General features: G+C 43.7%; 18 protein-coding genes and 1 pseudogene. 14 read left to right on the top strand and 5 right to left on the bottom strand.

What is annotated here, in order from left to right:
- Positions 1-67 precede the first annotated feature (67 nt).
- Positions 68-940, top strand: a complete 873-nt coding sequence (locus FE296_RS28895) for a YitT family protein (RefSeq protein ID WP_124114666.1) — start codon at positions 68-70, stop codon at positions 938-940.
- Positions 941-1,014: 74 nt separating this feature from the next.
- Here FE296_RS28895 and FE296_RS28890 read toward each other — a convergent pair whose 3' ends face one another.
- Positions 1,015-1,686 carry a cyclase family protein gene (locus FE296_RS28890; protein WP_150367274.1) on the bottom strand — a complete coding sequence of 224 codons (672 nt, stop codon included), beginning with the start codon at positions 1,684-1,686 and terminating at the stop codon, positions 1,015-1,017.
- Positions 1,687-1,852: 166 nt separating this feature from the next.
- Between FE296_RS28890 and FE296_RS28885 the strand changes: the two genes are divergently transcribed.
- The 3 genes from FE296_RS28885 (at position 1,853) to FE296_RS28875 (ending at position 4,842) form a co-directional block, all read left to right on the top strand.
- A complete protein-coding gene (locus FE296_RS28885) occupies positions 1,853-2,047 on the top strand; it encodes a hypothetical protein (RefSeq protein ID WP_017688524.1) in 195 nt (64 codons plus the stop codon).
- Positions 2,048-2,263: 216 nt separating this feature from the next.
- Positions 2,264-3,397, top strand: coding sequence for a serine hydrolase domain-containing protein (locus tag FE296_RS28880; RefSeq protein WP_150367273.1), 1,134 nt, complete (start codon positions 2,264-2,266; stop codon positions 3,395-3,397).
- A 302-nt stretch (positions 3,398-3,699) separates the two neighbouring features.
- Positions 3,700-4,842 (top strand): DUF4309 domain-containing protein, encoded by a 1,143-nt coding sequence (locus FE296_RS28875; protein ID WP_150367272.1) that lies wholly within the window; start codon positions 3,700-3,702, stop codon positions 4,840-4,842.
- Positions 4,843-4,969: 127 nt separating this feature from the next.
- Here the strand turns inward: FE296_RS28875 and FE296_RS28870 are convergent, their stop codons facing one another.
- A complete protein-coding gene (locus tag FE296_RS28870; RefSeq protein ID WP_150367271.1) occupies positions 4,970-5,917 on the bottom strand; it encodes a DMT family transporter in 948 nt (315 codons plus the stop codon).
- 156 nt (positions 5,918-6,073) lie between these two features.
- A pseudogene (locus FE296_RS34155) lies at positions 6,074-6,630 on the bottom strand (TetR/AcrR family transcriptional regulator).
- Positions 6,631-6,987: 357 nt separating this feature from the next.
- Between FE296_RS34155 and FE296_RS28855 the strand changes: the two are divergent.
- The 9 genes from FE296_RS28855 to FE296_RS28815 all read left to right on the top strand — a co-directional run bounded on the left by FE296_RS28855 (position 6,988) and on the right by FE296_RS28815 (position 16,226).
- Positions 6,988-7,977: a LacI family DNA-binding transcriptional regulator gene (locus tag FE296_RS28855; protein ID WP_150367269.1), complete on the top strand. Its 990-nt coding sequence runs from the start codon at positions 6,988-6,990 to the stop codon at positions 7,975-7,977.
- Positions 7,970-8,848 (top strand): ribokinase, encoded by an 879-nt coding sequence (rbsK, locus tag FE296_RS28850; protein ID WP_150367268.1) that lies wholly within the window; start codon positions 7,970-7,972, stop codon positions 8,846-8,848. Before FE296_RS28855 ends, rbsK begins: the two co-directional genes overlap by 8 nt.
- Positions 8,848-9,249: a D-ribose pyranase gene (gene rbsD, locus FE296_RS28845; RefSeq protein WP_150367267.1), complete on the top strand. Its 402-nt coding sequence runs from the start codon at positions 8,848-8,850 to the stop codon at positions 9,247-9,249. The genes rbsK and rbsD overlap by 1 nt, the downstream gene beginning before the upstream one ends.
- Before the next feature lie 14 nt (positions 9,250-9,263).
- The gene (locus tag FE296_RS28840) at positions 9,264-10,745 is read left to right on the top strand and encodes a sugar ABC transporter ATP-binding protein (RefSeq protein ID WP_150367266.1); all 1,482 of its coding nucleotides are present in this window, start codon (positions 9,264-9,266) and stop codon (positions 10,743-10,745) included.
- 10 nt (positions 10,746-10,755) lie between these two features.
- The gene (locus tag FE296_RS28835) at positions 10,756-11,718 is read left to right on the top strand and encodes an ABC transporter permease subunit (protein WP_411860617.1); all 963 of its coding nucleotides are present in this window, start codon (positions 10,756-10,758) and stop codon (positions 11,716-11,718) included.
- 14 nt (positions 11,719-11,732) lie between these two features.
- Positions 11,733-12,665 (top strand): ribose ABC transporter substrate-binding protein RbsB, encoded by a 933-nt coding sequence (gene rbsB / locus FE296_RS28830; RefSeq protein WP_150367264.1) that lies wholly within the window; start codon positions 11,733-11,735, stop codon positions 12,663-12,665.
- Between the two features lie 322 nt (positions 12,666-12,987).
- Positions 12,988-13,731 carry a YggS family pyridoxal phosphate-dependent enzyme gene (locus tag FE296_RS28825; protein WP_150367263.1) on the top strand — a complete coding sequence of 248 codons (744 nt, stop codon included), beginning with the start codon at positions 12,988-12,990 and terminating at the stop codon, positions 13,729-13,731.
- Between the two features lie 19 nt (positions 13,732-13,750).
- Positions 13,751-14,956 (top strand): benzoate/H(+) symporter BenE family transporter, encoded by a 1,206-nt coding sequence (locus tag FE296_RS28820; RefSeq protein WP_190945627.1) that lies wholly within the window; start codon positions 13,751-13,753, stop codon positions 14,954-14,956.
- A 25-nt stretch (positions 14,957-14,981) separates the two neighbouring features.
- Positions 14,982-16,226 carry a serine hydroxymethyltransferase gene (locus tag FE296_RS28815; protein WP_150367262.1) on the top strand — a complete coding sequence of 415 codons (1,245 nt, stop codon included), beginning with the start codon at positions 14,982-14,984 and terminating at the stop codon, positions 16,224-16,226.
- A 132-nt stretch (positions 16,227-16,358) separates the two neighbouring features.
- Here FE296_RS28815 and FE296_RS28810 read toward each other — a convergent pair whose 3' ends face one another.
- Both FE296_RS28810 and pdxR read right to left on the bottom strand, forming a co-directional pair.
- Positions 16,359-16,979 carry an NAD(P)-dependent oxidoreductase gene (locus FE296_RS28810; protein ID WP_150367261.1) on the bottom strand — a complete coding sequence of 207 codons (621 nt, stop codon included), beginning with the start codon at positions 16,977-16,979 and terminating at the stop codon, positions 16,359-16,361.
- A 43-nt stretch (positions 16,980-17,022) separates the two neighbouring features.
- Complete coding sequence (gene pdxR, locus FE296_RS28805; protein ID WP_150367260.1) at positions 17,023-18,453, bottom strand: MocR-like pyridoxine biosynthesis transcription factor PdxR; 1,431 nt, start codon at positions 18,451-18,453, stop codon at positions 17,023-17,025.
- Positions 18,454-18,733: 280 nt separating this feature from the next.
- Here pdxR and FE296_RS28800 point away from each other — a divergent pair, with 280 nt between their 5' ends.
- A complete protein-coding gene (locus FE296_RS28800; protein ID WP_150367259.1) occupies positions 18,734-20,839 on the top strand; it encodes a serine hydrolase domain-containing protein in 2,106 nt (701 codons plus the stop codon).
- Positions 20,840-21,121 lie beyond the last annotated feature (282 nt).

Raw genomic sequence — 21,121 nt, 5'->3', positions numbered from 1 at the left:
TATTGCCAAAACAGTGATTTTTATTATAGACTGTTTTTTATCGGTTGTTCATCAAGGGGGAAATGCAATGCATCAAAACAGAAAACAAAAGTCAAACAAGTTAAAGATCCTCTCCAAAGTATTATTGATTATCATTGGGGGATTTATAACGGCATATGGTCTCGAAGCCATATTGATCCCGAATAATGTCTCAGATGGTGGTGTCACAGGTCTGAGTATCGTAGGATCACAACTGTTCGGATTACCACTGGGGATACTCATCGGGATTATTAACATTCCATTTGTGTGGCTAGGGTACAAGCAAATCGGAAAAAGTTTTGCGTTATATTCGATCATCGGTATTGCTTCACTCGCAATCAGCACTAGTCTGATGCACCATGTACCAACCATCATTGAAGGTGATACCCTGCTTGTTACGGTTGTCGGCGGGATTATTATCGGTTTTGGTATGGGACTTGCATTACGTAATGGTGGCGCATTGGATGGCATAGATATGCTGGCTGTACTCCTTTCGCGAAAAGTACCTTTTGGAACCAGTGATCTCATTCTGTTCCTCAACATGTTTGTATTTATTGTCGTTTCTACCGTGTTTGGTCTGCAAGGTGCGATCTTGTCAGGACTTGCGTATTTCATTGCTTCTAAAGTAATACATATTGTTGAAGAGGGCTTGAGCGGCTCCAAAACGTTTAAAATTATTACGAATCAACCTGAGATTATGGTTGAAACCATTCGGGACCGCTTAGGCCGTGGAGCAACATATACCGAGGCTTACGGTGGCTACTCTAATGAGCAATTCAAGGAAATTACTTGTGTCATTAACCGGATGGAAGAGAGTAAAATTAAAGATATCATTCACGAAATTGACCCAACTGCTTTTGTAGTCGTATATGATGTAGCTGAAGTCAGAGGCGGCAATTTCAAAAAGAAAGATATTCACTAACATACAAAAACGCGCTGACAGGAGAAATACTCTTGGCCAGCGCGTTTTTTTTTACCATATGTATATAAAAAAAATCAAGCTTCAGTAAAAACTGTACTGAAGCTACTGTCAACACCTTCAATATACAATGGAACAGCATATACCTTTTCAATTCCAGATAAATCATGGTTTAAATTCATATCCTCTATAAGTAGAATGAACTTGCCATCAACCCGACCTTTCCCAAGCATAATCTGATGAAAAGTGATAGCTTCATCCACATGAATCACAGAGCCAGAAGAGATCATATCCATTCCAACTGCTCTCAATGAATCAAAAACCATCAGGTAACTTGCAGTATCTGCTGCAAACCCTGGGTTATGATCACTATAACGAACAGGGTCAGATGATCGAAACTTTCCAAAACCTGTGCGTATGAGCAGTAGATCAGAGCCAGCGATCTGGTGTTCATACGGCTCCAGGTCAGCTTTTGTAATAGGTTCATCATCACCTTTGGGAATATCGAGGATTGTTGGATGAGTAAAGATAAAGTAGTCTATTGGAATCTCGTTGAATTTTAGACCTTGCGGATTAAAATGCCAAGGCCCGTCAATATGAGTTCCATTATGGTTGAGAGATGTGATGATAAATTGGTTATACAGATCTCCTTGATGTATACTGGACTGCTGCTGAATCTCAACAGGAGGGTTATCTTTATAAACGGGAGTATTTACACTAAGAGGATAGGACAAGAGGATCCGCTTCATCTGTTGTTCTCTCCTTTATGTCACATAGGTTCTATACCATGTTTGGTGAATGTATGGACTCATATTATGAAAGGAATCGGTACTTCATGCATAAGTACAGCTCTCTTATGGAAAACTTCTATAGTGCGAATACAATGCATGATTTCATGTATGGGAGGTTAGCATAGTGACAAAACAGGACCCGCAAGAGCTTTTGAAGCAAAAACATGAACTGGATGAGCAAAAAAGACAGTTCACTAATTTTTCGCGGAATATTTCAGGTCATGGTGAGGTTGAAGCTGGTCAAGAGTTCAGTGTTGACCGGGTACCAGATGATCAAAACCGTATGAAATCGGTTGAGAACAGACGCGGCGAAGTCTAAAACGTTACAACATAAGCTGATCCTTTATTGGATCGGCTTATTCGTGCGAAGCATTTTAGTGAAGAGGAAGATATAGTCGTAATTGCACATAGTAGAGTATATAGGTGGTGGTCAATCGTTGTAAAAGGTCGTATATTATTAATATGTCGATTGTGGGATTGAATAGGTACCACATCGCAAAATGATAAACGATTTTACATAGAAGGACGGGAAAAAATGGACTTTAAACCGCTTGCTTCATTTATCGACCGCATTACATCCTGGCGTATACCGTGGGCAGAGGTGCTGGTGATGCATCGAAATGATACCGTTTTCCATTATCGTAATGGATACGCCAATCTGGAAGAGAAAACACCTATCGGTGATGGAGCGATCTTCAATCTATACTCCATGACCAAAATCATGACTTGCGTAGCAGGGCTGCAACTGGTGGAGAAAGGGGAAATGCTGTTAAGCGATCCCTTGTCTGATTATCTGCCAGAGTATGCTGAGATGACGGTGAAAAAAACGATGGCGAACGGGGAGATCCGACTGGAAAAGGCGACAAGAGCCATTACAGTACGTGATTTGTTCACCATGACTGCCGGGTTCTCGTATGATGTTGGTTGTCCAAGCATTCAGGAAGCAGTAAAAAGAACCGACGGAACATTGCCAACACGCGACTTTGCGAGAGCGCTTGCGAAGGAACCACTGCTGTTTGAACCAGGGACACACTGGAATTACAGCATGTGCCATGATGTGCTGGGAGCCTTGGTGGAAGTGGTAAGTGGCCAACGCTTTGGTACGTATCTGCGGGACGAAATTACTGGACCACTTGGCATGAACGATACAGCGTTTAATCTTAACGATGAGCAGCAGAAGCGCCTGATTCCGCAGTATGCTTACAATGATGAGCTTGAAAAGGCTGTACGTATGGATGGTAATGGATTCCGTGTGGGTACCGAGCTGGAGAGCGGCGGTGCAGGTTTGTTGTCAACCGTTAGTGACTATGCACTTTTCTTGAACGCACTAACTGGGCGTGGTACGAGTCCCGAAGGTGTGCGCATTCTGTCACAAGCTTCAGTGGAACTGATGCGAACGGATCACCTGAACGAGTTGACTCGCGGTGATTATTCGTGGGATCATATGTATGGATACGGATATGGACTGGGTGTTCGCACACATATCTCCAAAGCAGGAAGCGGCTCACTGAGCCCAATTGGCGAATTTGGATGGAGCGGCGCTGCTGGTTGTATGGCTATTATTGATCCGGATTCAGAACTTACGGTTATGTATGCCCAGCACCTTCTGAACAGTCAGGAGCCATACGTTCAACGACGCTTACGTAATGTGGTGTACTCCTGTCTGTAAATGATATGGTATTCGAAGTTAATTGAAGAGCCGCTATATAGCGGCTTTTTTTATGTTATATGGATCGAAAACCATTGATTCAGATTGTTATATATTTCTTTATTAGAAAGGGTATGTTATCATTCTTAGGAAAATAGTACTAGTAGGAGGCTATGCTTATTGAACATGAACCTATATTATTTACATAGTTTGATCAATGCTACACTCTAGCAAGTACCTGTTTGAATGTTGAGATTGTGAACGATTTAAAATTAGAAAAGAGCTGTTAGATTTTTATTTTTTTACTCAAAGGAGAGTCATCGATGATACACCCTAAACACAACGCAAAATGGGCTTCTCTAGCCTTATTTACCTTAATCGCCTATGTTCTGAGCGCATTGCTTCTGCTTCCACCCAATGCTGCTGCCAAAGGAGAGCAAATCTCCGCCAAACAGCTCGAAAGTATGAGCCGGCTTTCATTTACACTTCGTGATGCGAAACAAACGGCTTACACCGTTTATATTTTCGCTTATGATGAACAAAAGAGAACGCTGACCGAAGAAAATGGTTGGACGAACAATAAAAAAGGCGATAAGAGCTATTCAGGTACGTATCGTGCGGCCTTGCTGAAAAAAGGTGCAGCATACGGAACTGTCCAGGCAGCAAAACTGGATCTGAATACGATTATTTTGCCTCAAACCTGGAACTTCGTTGTGAAGAGCAAAGAGGCTAGTACACCAGACATGCTGATGATCACCGATTGGGGAACTTCTAATTTTAATGAGGTGAAAACGTATATTGTTCGTTCCGGGGAATTGCGCCGTGTAACATATGTCGATAATAAGGGGAAAAAAATCGACGATTCCTACTCTGCAAGCAGAGATGATGGAATCCGTACTCTTTCAGGTGCCCGAGTGCAGTTCAAAAATTACAACAACCTTCAATTTGTCTATGGGGTTGATACGTTTAAGCTGAATGTGAACAAATTGGAATTGCGGTTGGAAGATACGCGTAACCTCCGTTCAGACGCTTGGCCGAACTCGGGTGTTGGCGATCGCGCTTACCTGAAAAGCCTAAAGGAAGCTGCTTTAAAGGGTGTGTTGCCAGGCCGGACGGACATCAAGATTGGTATGACGCTTCAAGCTATGCAAAAAAAGTTGGGGAAACCCAATTCTCGTTCAAACGGGGAATGGGGAGCGTACTATTATTATTCTAAATTCGGCATCGGGTTTGATTCATACATGCACGAGCTTAGCAAGAAATCACGTATTGCGGTTATTCAGCTGTACAATGAAAAGCAGTATCTCTCACCATGGAATGTGAAACGATGGATGGGAAAACCCACCTCGGAATATTATAATGAAGTTGTGGGTGGTTATGAGATGGAATATGAGCTGGGTAAGCACACTATAGTTTTTAATTATTTGGAAGAAGAAGACTTAATTGACTTTACGAATATATATTAAGGTATAACATCGCGAGAATTGAATGTATTCGTATACGCACATACATGAAAAGCCGCTAATTAGCGGCTTTTTTTGTTATCCATCGAAATGGACGGGTAGTCTATTTTATTAGAGTGTTATTGGAGCTTTACACAGAACGTACACGATTGACCAAGTAAATACCAACCGACACGAACAGCAATGCAGCAAGATTTTTCAGTTCCAAGATCGTTTCCCCCAGGAATAACGCCGATAACAATGCGCCAAACACAGGGATAAGGAAGTTATAGACAGACACTCTTCCGACCTTGTTATACTTGAGAAGCATATTCCACAAACAAAATGCGACGGATGACAACAAAGCCAGGTAGATTAAGTTACTGGTGGATTCCAGGGTGAAATGGGTGACCCGACCGCCAAGTGATAGACCTAACATTGTAAGTACCAGTCCCCCGACGAATAAACTGACACCTGTTATGATCAGAACATCGATCGTAGCGGTGAGACGTTTTGCGTAAAGGGCCGTAACGGAAAAAATAAGTGCAGCTATAATAACAAACCCTTCGCCTGTGAATGAAAAGGAAAAAGCAAGCAGATCCGTATGGAAGTTTACGATGATTACGCCAACAAATCCGAGCAAGCAGCCAACAATTTTATTCCTGCTTAATTTGTCGTTTTTATAGATGAAATGGGCTAGAACAACACTGAAAAAGGTTGTCGTTGCATTCATAATGGAGCCTTTGACACCCGTTGTATTGGCTACGCCAACGTAGAAAAACATATATTGCAAACCGGTTTGCAATATACCTAACATGATAAGGCTTGTCCACTGAGGCCGGGACAATTGAAGCTTCTCTTTTCTAACGATACGAGACAGGAGCAATAGCAGCAAGCCCGCCAGTGTGAATCGATATCCGGCAAATACATACTTGGAAGCAATGTCTTCCGGCAGAATGTTAAATGCGATATATCCAAGTTTGATGGACGGGTACGCACTTCCCCATAACAAACAACAAAGGCTCGCTATGAGCATGACAAAAATGGGATCACTAAATTTACTCGGTTTTTGATTTTCAAGGGTATTTCTCTCTATCACTTTCAATCTTCTCCTCGCATTTCATGTATATATGTATGTACGAATCTACTATCCTCACTGACCATATCACATATCGCTAATATTTGTAATGATAATTAATAAACCGCTCTCTAGGTGGTAAGATTCTTAAGAAGTAGCGGTTCATGAAGCGACTTTTTATAAGTTTCTATCTAATAAAATGCCAACTTGTTCTGCGACAAAGTGAGGTTGCCGGGGTAACCCATTCGTGAAATAGGATTCCACAATACCAACGAGAGCTGTATCAAAAAAACGTAAGGACAACATCTTTCGTTAGTCCTTTATTTTTTCCCTCTGTTTTATATTCACCTCATTTTCCAGTTCTTCGATGACGAGAGCGAGGAGGCGACTGCGGAAAAAAGGGGCTCCTCTACTCCGGATCATAGCTGATAAGAATGAATAGTGAACATCAAAATAATCGAACCAAAGTACATTGCTTTCTATAAAATCCAGATCGGATGCTTCCTTGCATAATCGTCTTAGTTCTTCAATATGTTCTTCAATTAATTTATCCAGCAAGTCGAATTTGTCCGAAAAGTGATGATATATGGTTCTGCGGCCGACATTAGCATGATCTGATCTGATATATCTTGCATCGTAATGGTATCAAAAGGTTTTTCGTTCATAAGTCTAATAAAAGCGGATTTAATCGCTTCCTGAGACTTAAGTACTCTTCGATCTGTGATAGAAACGATAGTAATCACCTTGCTTTCCAGAGAGTTTCCAATCCTTGGTTGCTGATCCCAAAGTGAATTGATTTATTAGGAAATGCTACTCCCTAATTTTGTTAAATTAAAGGCTAATTAAATCCAGCGAGATTGCTGATTTTTATGTTGATCTGGGTGACATCACTTTGATTTTTAATCGAGTGATGGCTTCTTTACGTCTATGAAGTATCGATCTCTCTGACAGGTGAAAACCATGATATAGATGGATTCCGGTGCACATTTATGTATACTTGGAGAAATTTCCAGAATGAAAACGCTTGTCAAATTAAAAATAATATGATAATTTAATGTCTGTAACCGGTTACACATAGAGGAGAGCAACTTATGAAAACAATTAAAGACGTAGCTCAACTGGCTGGCGTATCTGTTGCCACCGTATCCAGAGTCATTAATGATAGAGGTTATGTTCATGCCGACACACGCAAGAAAGTGGAAGATGCTGTGAAGGCGCTTAATTTTTCGCCAAATGAAGTGGCCCGCTCATTATATAAACGTAAGTCCAAACTGATTGGCCTGTTGTTGCCGGATATTGCCAACCCTTACTTCCCGCAGTTAGCCCGCGGTGTAGAGGACAGGATGCAAGAGCAGGATTATAGACTGATATTTGGAAATAGTGATGAGGATGAACGGAAGGAGCAGGATTACATCCAGACGTTTATCCAGAACAACGTGGTCGGTGTGATCTCTTCAACGAACTATCCTCATTCTTCAATATATGAAAACCTGAAGATTCCCGTTGTGTTTCTGGACAGAACATCACTCGATCGTCCATCCGTGTATGCGGACGGCAGGGAAGGTGGAAGACTAGCTGCAAGGGAGATAATCAAACGCGGCAGTCGCCGGATCACAGTTATGCAGGGACCGTCACAGATCAGACCCGCTCAAGATCGCTTTGAAGGAGCGATTGAAGTCATCCGTGATGCTGGGTTAGACTACCGGGTAATCCAGACGACCTCATTTTCAATTAACGAGGCAGGTGTATGGGCTGAAGAATTATTCAGAAAGTATGCGGACACAGACGGGGTCATTGCCAGCAATGACATCGCAGCCATGGCAGTACTGCATGAGGCAGCACGAATTGGAAGAAAAGTTCCCGATGATGTACAAGTGATTGGTTTCGATGATATTCCAATGAGCAGCCTGTTGTCGCCGGCGTTGTCGACTATCCATCAGCCAGCATACGAGATGGGAAGAGAAGCGGCGGGATTACTTATCCAGCTTGTGGAACAAGCTGCAGTAGAGAACAAAAACATACAGTTGCCCGTAAGTTTCATCGAACGGGGCACTACGAGAAAGGTGAGATCAGATGGCTAAAATATGTGTAATAGGAAGCAGTTCAATGGATCTGGTTGTTACTTCGTCAAGACGGCCGGGGGCGGGTGAAACCGTTCTTGGCGACAGCTTCAAAACGGTTCCAGGTGGCAAAGGAGCCAATCAGGCTGTTGCCGCTGCACGACTGGGTGCTGAGGTTGCGATGATCGGCCGGGTAGGCGACGATGCTTTTGGCAAAGATATTTTAGAGAACTTTAGAGCAAATGCTGTAAATACGCAAAATGTGAAACCGGTTACACATTTAGAAAGTGGAACGGCTCATATCATTCTGGCAGAAGGTGATAATAGTATCGTAGTGGTTGAAGCGGCCAATCGGGAAGTCACTCCTGCATATGTTGATGAGGCAGCAGAAGTAATTCGAAACGCAGATATCGTGCTTATTCAGCAGGAAATTCCGGAGGAAACGGTTGTTCATGTAAGCACATTGTGTGCAGAATTCGGAACACCGCTTCTGCTTAATCCCGCTCCAGCGAGAACATTGCCGCAAGAAGTGATCGACAATGCCGCATATATCACGCCGAACGAGCATGAAGCTGAGATTTTGTTTCAGGGCATGAGTCCGGCACAGGCATTACGTCAGTATCCAAACAAGTTGTTCATCACGGAGGGCAGTAAAGGTGTACGTTACTTTGATGGCAATGAGGAAATTCTAGTCCCAACTTATAAAGTTGAGGCTATCGATACTACTGGGGCAGGGGATACGTTCAACGCCGCATTTGCAGTTGCTTTGGCAGAAGGAAAAGCGTTGCAAGACAGTATACGCTTCGCCAATCGGGCTGCATCGTTGTCTGTTACCAAGTTCGGAGCGCAGGGCGGCATGCCGACGCGTGATGAAGTAGAGGAGAGTTTGTAATGAAAAGAAATGGCATGTTGAATAGTCACATTTCCAAGATTTTGTCTGATCTGGGCCATACGGACATGATTGCGATTGCGGATGCAGGTCTGCCGGTACCGGATGGGGTGCTCAAAATTGATCTGGCCCTCAAACTGGGAACACCAAGTTTTCGCGAAGTGGTGGAAGCGATCGCAGAAGATATGGTCATTGAGAAAGTCATTGTGGCTGAAGAGATTCGCGAAGGCAATCCCGTAGCCATGCAATTCATTACAGAGAAATTCGGAGTAGAAGCAATCGATGCTTCCGTCAGCCACGAACAATTCAAAGCATTAACTCGGCAGGTGAAAGCGGTCATCCGCACAGGTGAAGCCACACCCTATGCCAATTGCATTTTACAATCGGGAGTCCATTTCGGTTAAAAGGAGGTTGCGTAATGCACATTCAGATGCAAGACATTCATAAAGCGTTTGGAACGAATCAGGTGCTGAGCGGAGTGGATTTTGAACTAAAGGATGGTGAGGTTCATGCCCTGATGGGGGAGAATGGAGCCGGCAAATCCACGCTGATGAACATTCTGATTGGTCTTCATCAGCGTGATCAGGGAACCATTACCATAGACGGAGAAGAAAACTATTTTGCAAGTCCGAAAGAAGCAGAGAAACTGGGTATCACCTTTATCCATCAGGAGCTGAATGTATGGCCTGAAATGACGGTGCTGGATAATCTATTTATTGGTAAGGAACTGACATCATCCATCGGGTTGCTTAATACAAGACAAATGAGAGCGCTTGCCAAAGAACAGTTCGCCAAGCTTTCCGTAGACATACCACTGGAACGTCCTGCGGGAGAGTGCTCTGTCGGCCAGCAACAGATGATCGAGATTGCCAAAGCGCTAATGACAGATGCCAAGGTCATCATTATGGATGAGCCAACAGCAGCACTTACGGAGCGCGAGATCCAGAAGCTGTTTGGTGTAATCAGCTCCCTGAAGAAGGAAGGCGTATCCATCGTGTATATTTCTCACCGAATGGAGGAGATATTCACGATCTGTGACCGGATTACCATCATGCGTGACGGAAGAACGGTAGACACACAGGCTATTCCGCAGACAAGCTTTGATGAAGTGGTTCGGAAAATGGTAGGTCGTGAACTTACTGAGCGTTATCCTGTCCGGAATCCTTCTTATGGTGAAGTTGTCCTCGAAGTAAGGAATGCAAGCAGCAAAGGTCTATTCGAGAATATTAACTTCACCGTGAGAGCAGGGGAAATACTCGGTTTCTCAGGACTCATGGGTTCTGGACGAACAGAGATCATGAGAACCATCTTTGGTTTGGATACGTTGGATAGCGGTGAAATCTTCATCCGCGGCAAAAAAGCGAACATTCGTAAACCGGCAGATGCCGTGAAACATGGAATCGGGTTTATTACAGAAGACCGCAAGGATGAAGGGCTGGTATTAGACTTCTCTATTCGCGAGAATATGGCGTTGCCAAATCTGTTCAGTTTCTCAAGCAAAGGTTTCATCTCAGCTTCGAAAGAACAAGACTTCGTAGATACACTGATCAAACGTCTACAGATCAAAACGCAATCCTCCGAGACGGCGGCAAAGAATCTATCCGGGGGTAACCAGCAGAAGGTGGTTATCGCGAAATGGGTTGGGATCGGACCAAGCGTGCTTATCCTGGATGAACCTACCCGCGGAGTGGATGTCGGGGCGAAGCGCGAAATCTATGAATTGATGAATGAACTGACAGACCGCGGCGTTGCAATCATCATGGTATCGTCGGAGCTACCTGAAGTGCTCGGCATGAGCGACCGGATCGCGGTTGTGCATGAGGGACACATCAGTGGCGAGGTTGCAAGAGAAGTAGCAACACAAGAACACATTATGACATTGGCCACAGGGGGACAGTGATATGACAACAATGCAGGAAAACAAAACGGCTAAAAGCGGATTCCGTTTCTCAAACGTGATACAAAAATTGGGACCGCTGCTTGGCTTAATCATTCTTATTCTCATCGTATCGGTGTTGAATCCAAGTTTCCTAGAACCGCTTAATATCTTGAATTTATTGCGTCAAGTCTCGATTAATGCGCTGATTGCCTTCGGTATGACATTTGTTATTCTGACGGGTGGAATTGATCTGTCGGTCGGCTCAATCCTGGCTTTATCCAGTGCTTTTGTAGCAAATATGATGTTGTCTGGTCTCGATCCAATCTTGTCCATCATTATCGGTGTAGCACTCGGTGGTGTCATGGGTATGGTGAACGGACTGATGATTACCAAAGGTAAAATGGCTCCGTTTATCGCCACACTCGCTACCATGACGATATTCAGAGGACTGACGTTGGTGTACACAAATGGTAACCCAATTACAGGCCTCGGGGATAACCTGCTGTTCCAATTGTTCGGCCGCGGTTACCTGCTGGGTATTCCGGTACCTGCAATTACGATGCTGATTACCTTCATGATTCTGTGGATTGTTTTGCATAAAACGGCTTTTGGCCGCAAAACGTACGCTATCGGTGGTAATGAGAAAGCTTCCATTATCTCGGGTATCAAAGTTAGTCGCGTGAAAATTATGATCTACTCCCTGACAGGTATGCTCGCTGCTCTGGCAGGTGCAATTCTGACATCTCGTTTGAATTCAGCGCAACCAACGGCAGGTACATCCTACGAGCTGGATGCGATCGCAGCAGTTGTATTGGGTGGTACAAGTCTGGCTGGAGGACGCGGACGCATCGTTGGTACACTGATCGGTGTTCTGATTATCGGCGTGTTGAATAATGGATTGAACTTGCTTGAAGTAAACTCATTTTATCAAATGGTTGTAAAAGGTATCGTCATTGCCATTGCCGTCCTGCTGGACCGCAAGAAAACAGCATAAGGAGAGAAGCGAATATGAAAAAGTGGACTGTAACACTCGTAAGTATGCTGATGATCATCGTTCTGGCCGGGTGCTCTCTGGAGCCACCGGAATGGGCTAAACCTGACCCTAACAAAAGTAACGGACAGAAGAAAATAGGTTTGTCGATATCTACACTAAACAATCCATTCTTTGTATCACTGAAGGACGGGGTAATGGCTGAAGCCAAAAAACAGGGATTACAGGTCATCGTCGTGGATGCGCAGAACGATTCGGCCAAACAAACCAATGATGTGGATGATCTCATTCAGCAAGGCGTTAGTGCACTTTTAATTAATCCTGCTGACTCTGCGGCGATCTCCACAGCGGTTCAATCGGCCAATAGCGTGGGCATTCCTGTGATCACGCTGGATCGCTCCGCAGACAAAGGCGAAGTGGCAGCACTAGTAGCATCGGATAACGTTAAAGGTGGGCGCATGGCAGCTGAATATTTTGTGGAACAGCTGGGTGAGGGAGCAAAAGTCATTGAACTTGAGGGTGTACCTGGCGCTTCCGCAACACGAGAACGGGGTAAAGGTTTCCATGAAGTGGCTGACAAGCAACTCGATGTGGTTTCCAAACAATCTGCTGATTTCGATCGGTCCAAAGGGTTAAATGTCATGGAGAATCTGCTTCAGGGTAATCCTGACGTGCAGGCTGTATTTGCCCATAATGACGAGATGGCACTTGGTGCTATTGAAGCGATTCAAAGCTCAGGTAAAGACATTCCGGTCATCGGATTCGATGGCAATGATGATGCAATCAAATCCATTCAGGATGGGAAATTGACAGCAACAGTCGCTCAGCAGCCTATACTGATTGGTCAACTGGCGCTGCAAGCAGCTCTGGATGTGCTCAGTGGCAAGCAGGTGGAGTCATCCATTCCCGCTGAATTGAAGCTGGTAACCAAGGAAAATGTGAATGAGTAAATCATCATAAAACATGTATCTTCGTTTTTGACATGAACATAGGACTAAACAAAGCCGCTAATTTAGCGGCTTTTTTTCATTTTATAAGTGTGGGCATCACATCAAATAGACCTATTGGCTTTTAAAAGTCTTGAAAATATGGCCCAACTGAATTGTATTTTTTTATTGTTTTGGATTGCTCGAAAAGAGTGTTTTTGGATATGTATAACCAATCCATCGATTGATATACTAGCATGACGTTCTACACAATCTTCACAATACATAAGGAGGAAGCTTATCTTAATGATTCATTCCTGTGCGGAATAGAAAGAAGGCGAATGATTTGAAGCATTTAGTTGAAGAAAATCTCCAATCGGTAAGACGGCAAATCGCATTGGCCTGTCAGGCTTCGGGGCGTGACATAACGGACATTACCTTGTTGCTCGCTACCAAAACGGTACCGCTAGAGAAATTACAAATGGCTATTCAAGCAGGTGAGGTCCTGTTTGGAGAAAACAAAGCTCAAGAACTTCGGGACAAATTCCCACTTATGGAACAAAACAAACAGGTAGAATGGCATTTTATCGGACATCTGCAAACAAACAAAGTAAAGGACGTTGTTAAATATGTTACGCTCATTCATTCTGTAGATCGTTTGAAGCTGGGTCAGGCATTACATAACCAGCTTCTCAAAGAGAATAAGACCTTAGACATTCTTGTGCAAATTAATACGTCCTACGAAGAAAGTAAATTTGGTGCCTCTCCAGAAACAGCCGTTGAGCTTGTAGAACAGTTGTCTCAATTCGAGACATTGAACGTGAAAGGTTTAATGACCATCGGAAAACTGAATGCGACGAACGAAGAAACACGACATTGTTTTCGATTGTTAAACCAGATCCGTACACAGATTAAAGAGAAAAATATTCCACGCGTAGAAATGGATATTTTATCGATGGGTATGTCTGGTGACTTCCAAGTCGCCATTGAAGAAGGAGCTACAATGATACGTGTAGGGACAAGTGTATTTGGTCAACGCTACTTACCGGACGAGTATTACTGGAATGAAAACACACGCATCGATGATTAAGTGAGAGGTAGTGTTAAAAATGAAGTCAGCATCCGCTTCGTTACGTGGCCGTGATATGATATCGCCGGTGATCGCCGCTTTAATATCCGTAATTGTTAATTACGGAGGTACGTTTATTCTTGTGTTTCAAGCTGCAAAAGTGGCTGGTTTAAGCCCGGAAATGACCGCTTCCTGGATTTGGTCCATCTCGATTGGGGTAGGAGTAACAGGAATTTGGCTTAGTTATCGATACAAGGAGCCAATTATTACAGCCTGGTCGACACCGGGTGTGGCGTTTCTCGTTTCAGCATTAGCGGTAACGCCTTATCCAGAAGCTATTGGCGCTTACATGATTTCGGCAGTTGGCTTTATTATTTTAGGTTTGTCAGGCATGTTTGAACGTTTTGTTCGACTTATTCCCCCAGGCATCGCTTCCGGATTGTTAGCCGGTATTTTACTACAGTTTGGTATTTCGGCCTTTGGAGGGGCGAAGGTAGATCCTTTGCTTGTGATTGTACTGTTTGCAGGCTATATCGTGCTAAGAAGGTTTACTTCCCGTTACGCCATTGTTGGCATATTGGCAATCGGTTTGATTTATTTGATTTGTATGGGGAAAACAGACTTCAGTACGATCCAATTGGCTGTAGCATCGCCTGTATTTGTTGTTCCAGCATTTTCGTTAAATGCTTTACTTGGCGTTGCGTTACCGCTGTTCATTATTACCTTGACGGGGCAGTATATGCCCGGAATGCTTGTTTTGCGTAATGATGGATTTAAGACAAGTGCCAATCCCATTTTGGCCGTAACAGGTTTGGGTTCGCTTCTTGCAGCCCCATTCGGAGCACATGCTTTTAATGTGGCAGCTATTACAGCAGCGATTTGTACAGGGAAAGATGCACATGAGGATTCTACAAAGCGGTATATTGCAGGGATTGCTTGTGGTGTTTTTTACATTTTTGTCGGCATTTTTGGCGTAACATTGGCTGCTCTGTTTTTAATTCTTCCTGCTACCTTTATTGCAACATTAGCGGGATTGGCCTTACTTGGAACCATTGGTGGCAGTCTTGCCAATGCATTAACGGACCCTAAGGGACGTGAAACTGCATTGATTACGTTTTTGGCGACAGCAGCGAATGTGACTTTGCTTGGCGTTGGTGGTGCATTTTGGGGATTGTTTGCAGGAATGATGGCACATCTACTGATGAATAGTAAATTTCCCGAAAAACAATTTGGATCGAATAGATAACCGTAATATTGAGAGGAAGATGTTCATGAAACATTTGGAGAAGCAAGATAAAGTCGTAGGAGATGCTATCCAGCAAGAGCTTGGAAGGCAGCGGGATACGATAGAACTTATTGCATCAGAGAATTTTGTAAGTCAAGCTGTGATGGAAGCAACAGGTTCGGTATTGACCAATAAATATGCGGAGGGGTATCCGGGCAGAAGATATTATGGCGGGTGTGAGCATGTCGATACAGTCGAAGAGATAGCAAATAGCCGCCTTAAAGCAATTTTTGGCGCTGAACATGCGAATGTTCAGCCTCACTCCGGTTCTCAGGCCAACATGGCTGTATATTTTGCCTCGGTGGAGATCGGTGACACGATACTTGGCATGAATCTATCCCAAGGTGGTCATCTAACACATGGAAGTACTGTTAATTTTTCAGGGAGGTTTTACAATTTTGTTCCATATGGTGTCGATGCACAAACGGGCCGCATTGATTTTGACGAGGTACGTAAACTTGCTCATAAGTATCGTCCACGCATGATCGTTGCAGGTGGAAGTGCATACCCGCGGACCATTGAGTTTGAATTATTTGCCCAGATTGCCGCCGAAGTGGGAGCTCTTTTCTTTGTAGACATGGCGCATATAGCAGGAATTGTTGCGGCAGGTTTGCATCCTAACCCGGTACCGCATGCCCATTTTGTTTCAACTACCACACATAAGACCTTACGAGGACCACGAGGGGGAGCCATTTTGTGCCGGGAACCATGGGTACAAGCGATCGACAAAGCTGTATTCCCAGCAATTCAGGGTGGTCCATTCATGCACGTCATAGCGGGGAAAGCGGTGGCATTCGGTGAGGCATTGCAATCCGATTTCACAACATATATTGAAGGTGTTCTGAATAACGCCAACGTTTTGGCAGAAACTTTAATGAATGAAGGACTCACCCTTGTATCGGGAGGAACAGATAATCATATCGTGTTGGTTGACTTACGAACTATGGGCCTTACAGGCAAAGAAGCCGAAGCTTTACTGGATGAAGTAGGGATTACGGCGAATAAAAATGCAATCCCTCACGATACAGCAAGTCCTTTGGTTACAAGCGGTATTCGTTTTGGAACTCCGGCTATGACTTCAAGAGGACTTGGAGCCAGGGAAATGAAAGAAATTGCTCAGCTGATAGGGCTTGCTTTCAAAAATCCAAAGAACTCGGATGTGAAAAAACAGATATTAGGAAATGTCCATGAAATCACTTCGCAATTTCCTCTATATGAAGGGCTTAAATAGTCTAGCAGTAGACATATCTTAGCCTGCAATTGTTCCTAAGGGATAACAATTGCAGGCTCATTTGGCTTGCTCATATTGAAAAATTACTTTTTGAACGAAGAGATATACCTTAATTGAGATATAGGAGACGCCCTAGTAGGAGATACCTACACGAGACTGTACGTACTCATCAGAGATTAATTGATGATAAGCAAACTCTGCCGTATCGATTACAGATATAGAAGTTCCACCGTCAGGCAAATAGTCGCGCTCAACCCGGTACTTACCAAGAGATTCTCCATCAAATAAGTAGGTAGGACACACGATGGTCCATTCTAAATTTGAAGCTTTGAGAATGTTGTACATCTCCAGATGCTCCTCAGCTGCTCGAGTGGACTTACGTTTGGATTCGGAGGATTGAAAACGAAGCAAGCCAGGATCAGTTCGACTTTCCAATATTCCTGCTGTACCAATGGTAATGATTCTTTTGATACGCTCCTGAGCCATAGCCTCAATAATATGTCCCATGGATTGCGATAATGTAGTCGTTCCATCGGTACTTAAGGAACTAACAACGAGATCCACACCCTGTATGGCGTGATGAATATCCTCTTTGACTAAAGCGTTTCCTTGATGCAGAACCAAATGGTCATCGCGGATTTGTAGCTTTTCCGGGCTTCTAACCAGTGCAGTTACATGATGATTGGAACGTAGGGCATGAGAGACGAAATGACTTCCAACCCGTCCGGTCGCTCCTAATACTAAAATTTTCATCAAAAAACATCCTTTCAAATCCGATTGGAGAGCAGGTTCTCCCTCATAGTACAATCTTTGCAAGTCGATCTATGCCTTCCTCAATCTGATCCTCGTCCACTTTCGCAAAACCTAATATCCATCCTTTTCGATGACTCTCCAGGCAATATCTACTAAGTGGATACACGCGTACACCTTGATCAAGGGCAGCATTCGTCAGCGCTTCTTCATCAAATGACGTTTCAGATTCCAGAAGCATATGTAATCCCGTTTCCACACCACTTAATGTAAATCGTGAGCCCAGCCCAGAAGCAACAATGGCTTTGGTCATGACTTCGTGTCTGCGTCGATATATGTTCCGAACTCTTCTCATATGGCGCATAAAATGACCACGCTCAATAAAATGAGTTAGCGTTAATTGTTCCATAATCGGCAGATGACGATAGGTTAATTCATGAACTTGGGTAAGGCGATCGATGGCTATTTTGGGACCAATGATAGCGGATAGTCGAATGCCAGGTGCAACCATTTTGGAAAAACTCATCATATAAAGCGTATTCTGAGGTTGCTGACTAAATATAGTTGGAAGTGGATCTCCACGGTACCTAAATTCGCTATCGTAGTCATCCTCAACAATCCAATATCGATGATGAGCTGCCAAGTGCATCAATTGTTGCCTGCGTGGCTCCGACATAATAACGCCAACTGCGCACTGATGAGAAGGTGTGACAAATACAAGTTTCGTCTGTGGGTGAATATGATCTACACTTAATCCATACTCATCGACTGGAATGGGATCGACTTGCATCCGGCGGTATTTCATCGCCATCCAAGCGGCAGGGAAGCCGGGATCTTCTACGGAAACTCTGTCTCCCTCACTTAAGAGTGCCTGGGCAATTAAATCAATGCTATGTTGTGCACCTGATGTTAACAAGATTTGATCAACATCGATATGAATGCCTCTTTCAAGTGACAAATAACGCTGAATCTGTTCTCTTAACGCCAGTAACCCTCTTGCATCACCATAAGCCCAAAGATCCAGATTGGGTTCTGTGGAAGCTTGTAAAAAAGATTGCCTCCAGGCTTTTGTGAAACTTTCATCCAGATAAGGCTCGTGGGGATTAAAATCAATTTCTATTTTGCGATTGTCTCTATTGCCAAACCAACTATGCAGATGACCAATCGATTCGTTTAGTGCAGGCAGTTCGGGAGGAATAGGCCCTTGCATCGTGGTTTCTTCTGATGAACGCGGTGCGTATGCCCAATCACTAACCCTTGTCCCGGCTCGTCGGGAGGTTACCGTATACCCTCGGCTGAATAATTCCTCGTACACAATCTGTATGGTTGAGCGTGAAACACCAATTAATTGAGCAAGTTCACGTGATGGAAGCAGCAATTCGCCTGGTTGCCATTTCCCGGTTGTGATATTATGAATCGCTTGATCCAAAAGTTGCTGCCAGATCGGGCGTTGGTCATTCCGATTAACTTTTAGCATTGCTTCAACTCCATTACTCATACTGAATTATGGATTGCATTTATTTATGTACTTAGCCATGTTATTGGCACTCCATTGATTGATATACCATTATAGCAAAAGTTTAATTTGCAAACAAAACAAAGCTGGACTAAAGCGATTTTCACCGTGTGTCCAACTTATTTGGGTTGATTCTGCTTGGTTCATACTCGATTCATATTCAAGCCACAGACAGTTCATCTTCTTCGGTTACACTGCTGGAGTACAAGAGATTCCTAATCCATAGACTAGACAGGAGAAGATGAGATTGACACGAAAGAAACGAACTTCTATCGCCGCCATAACTTTGGTGTTTGCAATGATGTCCCCAATGTCGGCCATGGCCACACCTGCTATCAGTAACGGTAGTAACCCTACGTATGATCAGACCAAAAAGGCAGCTATCGCAAAGGCTAGAGTACTCACTAAATCATACGCTACGACAAGTGTGCAGTACGCACTGATGGATGATGGCGAGATTGTGTTCTCCGGTCGGGCAGGCAAAAATGATCTAAAAAACAACATCCCTCTTTCTTCAGATACCATGTATGGCATTGGTTCAACCAGCAAAATGATGCTCACAACCGCCGTTATGAAGCTCGTTGACCAAGGCAAGATCGATCTCGATGAGCCTGTCGTGAAGTATATTCCAGACTTTAAAATGAAAGACAAGCGTTACCAACAGATTACACCACGCATGTTACTGAATCATTCATCCGGACTTCTCGGAACGTCAAGTAACAGTGCAATACTGTTTGGAGATAATGATACCTATGCACATGATACGTTACTGGAACAATTGGCGACGCAACATCTGAAGGCCGATCCTGGCGCATACTCGGTGTATAGTAATGATGGTTTTACATTAGCTGAGATTCTGGTTGAGCGGGTCAGCGGCATGAGTTTTACCACTTTCATGCACCGTTACATAACTGAACCCCTTGGTATGGAGCATACCAAAACACCGCAGGATATTGTGGACCTTAGCCAGATGGCAGCAACATATTCCCCATCGCATGAGGAGCAACTTCCATTAGAGACTACAAATATGATTGCCTCGGGAGGCATCTATTCCACCGCTGAAGATCTGGTTCAGTTCTCGAAAATCTTTACAGGTGAGGTTGAAACGGTTCTTTCACAGGAGTCTGTAGAGGCCATGGAGCAAGAAGAATACAAAAGAGGCATGTGGCCGGAAGAAGGCGATTCGTCCATTGGCTATGGCCTGGGATGGGACAGCGTGAACCTGTTTCCTTTTAATGATTACGGCATCCAGGCAGTAAGCAAAGGTGGCAATACGATAAACTATCATTCTTCATTGATTGTGTTACCGGAATACAACATGGCTGCTGCCGTAACCTCTTCGGGTGGTCACAGCTCAACCGATCAATTGCTGGCAACTGAACTGTTGCTTGGCGCGCTCGAGGAAAAAAATATTATTTCAGAGCGTAAGCCGGAGAAGTCACATGGTGCACCGGTAAAAGCAACCATGCCGAAGGAACTTACACAGCATACGGGTACGTATGGCGGTGGTGCAAACATGTTATTGAACTTGACTGTGAAGAATGGCGGACAATTGACGATATCTAATCTGTCGTCTCCTAACAGCACTGATCAGACATATATTTACAGTGCTGATGGCTCATTCATTAATGATGCGGGTACGGAAAAGCTGAAGTTCGTTCAGGAAGTCAATGGGAACACATACTTGTGGTCTCGCTCATATCAGTATGTTCCCGGACTTGGACAAGTTGCTTCCTCGGAATATAGGGCAGAAAAGCTTGAAACTAATGAATTGTCTGCAGAAGTAAAAGCAGCTTGGCAGAAACGGGAAGGTAAAGCATACGTGTTGGTTAATGAAAAATACACATCAACATTGTACAATGCAGCTATGCCGATGATTCCCATTCATACTTTTAATGAGCTGCCTGGTTATATCTACACCAATAAAATCATTGGAGCTAACCAAGCCGTAAACCAATTGCAAATTCCTGGATTAGCGGGACGTGACACAATGGAGTTCAATTTCTATGAGGAAAATGGTGTGGAATACGTTACAGCTGGTGGCAACGTTTATGCTGTTCAAGAAATTATCAAACCGATCTATACGGGAAAACAATCGAAGACAACCATTCAAGCGAATGGCCATGCCACATGGTTTTCAATTCCGGCATCCGTTGCAGGTAAAGAAATGACGGTCAAGATGTCTTCAAACAGCGGATTTGCTGTATATAACCAAGCGGGTGTAGGCATTAATCATACAGTGGTCAGTGGACAAATCGAAATTGTGTTGCCTGAGAACGGAACCATTGTGTTCGCGGGTGAAGCTGGTTCGAAGTTCGAGATTGTATTGACAACCAGAGCAAATTAATAGATGATAAAAAACTGTACAACAAAAAGTCGCGGAAATCGCGGCTTTTTTTGAGTTTAAAATTTTAAATAATACGTTTTAAAGTAAATGTACCTTTTTCAGATTTGCGATGTAATATTGGGTTTCGTAAAGCTTACCTAAAGGGTAAGTATTAAAAGGACTTTTACTGGTTGGAAAAAAATGATGGAGGAAAATGTTGCAAGTGGAAAGGCAAAGCATTGATTGTTAATATACAGTAAATAATAACAATCAAATATGCAGAAGATCGACAAAAAGTTTAAT

The organism is Paenibacillus sp. UASWS1643 (assembly GCF_008693195.1).
GTDB classification, from domain to species: Bacteria; Bacillota; Bacilli; order Paenibacillales; family Paenibacillaceae; genus Paenibacillus; species Paenibacillus amylolyticus_B.
Note: the sequence above shows the minus strand (reverse complement) of the source record. Positions and strands in the feature narration are given on the sequence as shown.

Excerpts from the sequence above, each read along its gene's own strand:
- FE296_RS28895 (WP_124114666.1), top strand. The coding sequence starts at position 68 with ATGCATCAAAACAGAAAACAAAAGTCAAACAAGTTAAAGATCCTCTCC.
- FE296_RS28880 (WP_150367273.1), top strand. The coding sequence starts at position 2,264 with ATGGACTTTAAACCGCTTGCTTCATTTATCGACCGCATTACATCCTGG.
- FE296_RS28890 (WP_150367274.1), bottom strand. The coding sequence starts at position 1,686 with ATGAAGCGGATCCTCTTGTCCTATCCTCTTAGTGTAAATACTCCCGTT.
- FE296_RS28800 (WP_150367259.1), top strand. The coding sequence starts at position 18,734 with ATGAGATTGACACGAAAGAAACGAACTTCTATCGCCGCCATAACTTTG.
- FE296_RS28810 (WP_150367261.1), bottom strand. The coding sequence starts at position 16,979 with ATGAAAATTTTAGTATTAGGAGCGACCGGACGGGTTGGAAGTCATTTC.
- FE296_RS28840 (WP_150367266.1), top strand. The coding sequence starts at position 9,264 with ATGCACATTCAGATGCAAGACATTCATAAAGCGTTTGGAACGAATCAG.
- FE296_RS28855 (WP_150367269.1), top strand. The coding sequence starts at position 6,988 with ATGAAAACAATTAAAGACGTAGCTCAACTGGCTGGCGTATCTGTTGCC.
- FE296_RS28820 (WP_190945627.1), top strand. The coding sequence starts at position 13,751 with ATGAAGTCAGCATCCGCTTCGTTACGTGGCCGTGATATGATATCGCCG.
- rbsB (WP_150367264.1), top strand. The coding sequence starts at position 11,733 with ATGAAAAAGTGGACTGTAACACTCGTAAGTATGCTGATGATCATCGTT.
- FE296_RS28875 (WP_150367272.1), top strand. The coding sequence starts at position 3,700 with ATGATACACCCTAAACACAACGCAAAATGGGCTTCTCTAGCCTTATTT.
- FE296_RS28815 (WP_150367262.1), top strand. The coding sequence starts at position 14,982 with ATGAAACATTTGGAGAAGCAAGATAAAGTCGTAGGAGATGCTATCCAG.
- pdxR (WP_150367260.1), bottom strand. The coding sequence starts at position 18,453 with ATGCTAAAAGTTAATCGGAATGACCAACGCCCGATCTGGCAGCAACTT.
- rbsD (WP_150367267.1), top strand. The coding sequence starts at position 8,848 with ATGAAAAGAAATGGCATGTTGAATAGTCACATTTCCAAGATTTTGTCT.
- FE296_RS28835 (WP_411860617.1), top strand. The coding sequence starts at position 10,756 with ATGCAGGAAAACAAAACGGCTAAAAGCGGATTCCGTTTCTCAAACGTG.
- rbsK (WP_150367268.1), top strand. The coding sequence starts at position 7,970 with ATGGCTAAAATATGTGTAATAGGAAGCAGTTCAATGGATCTGGTTGTT.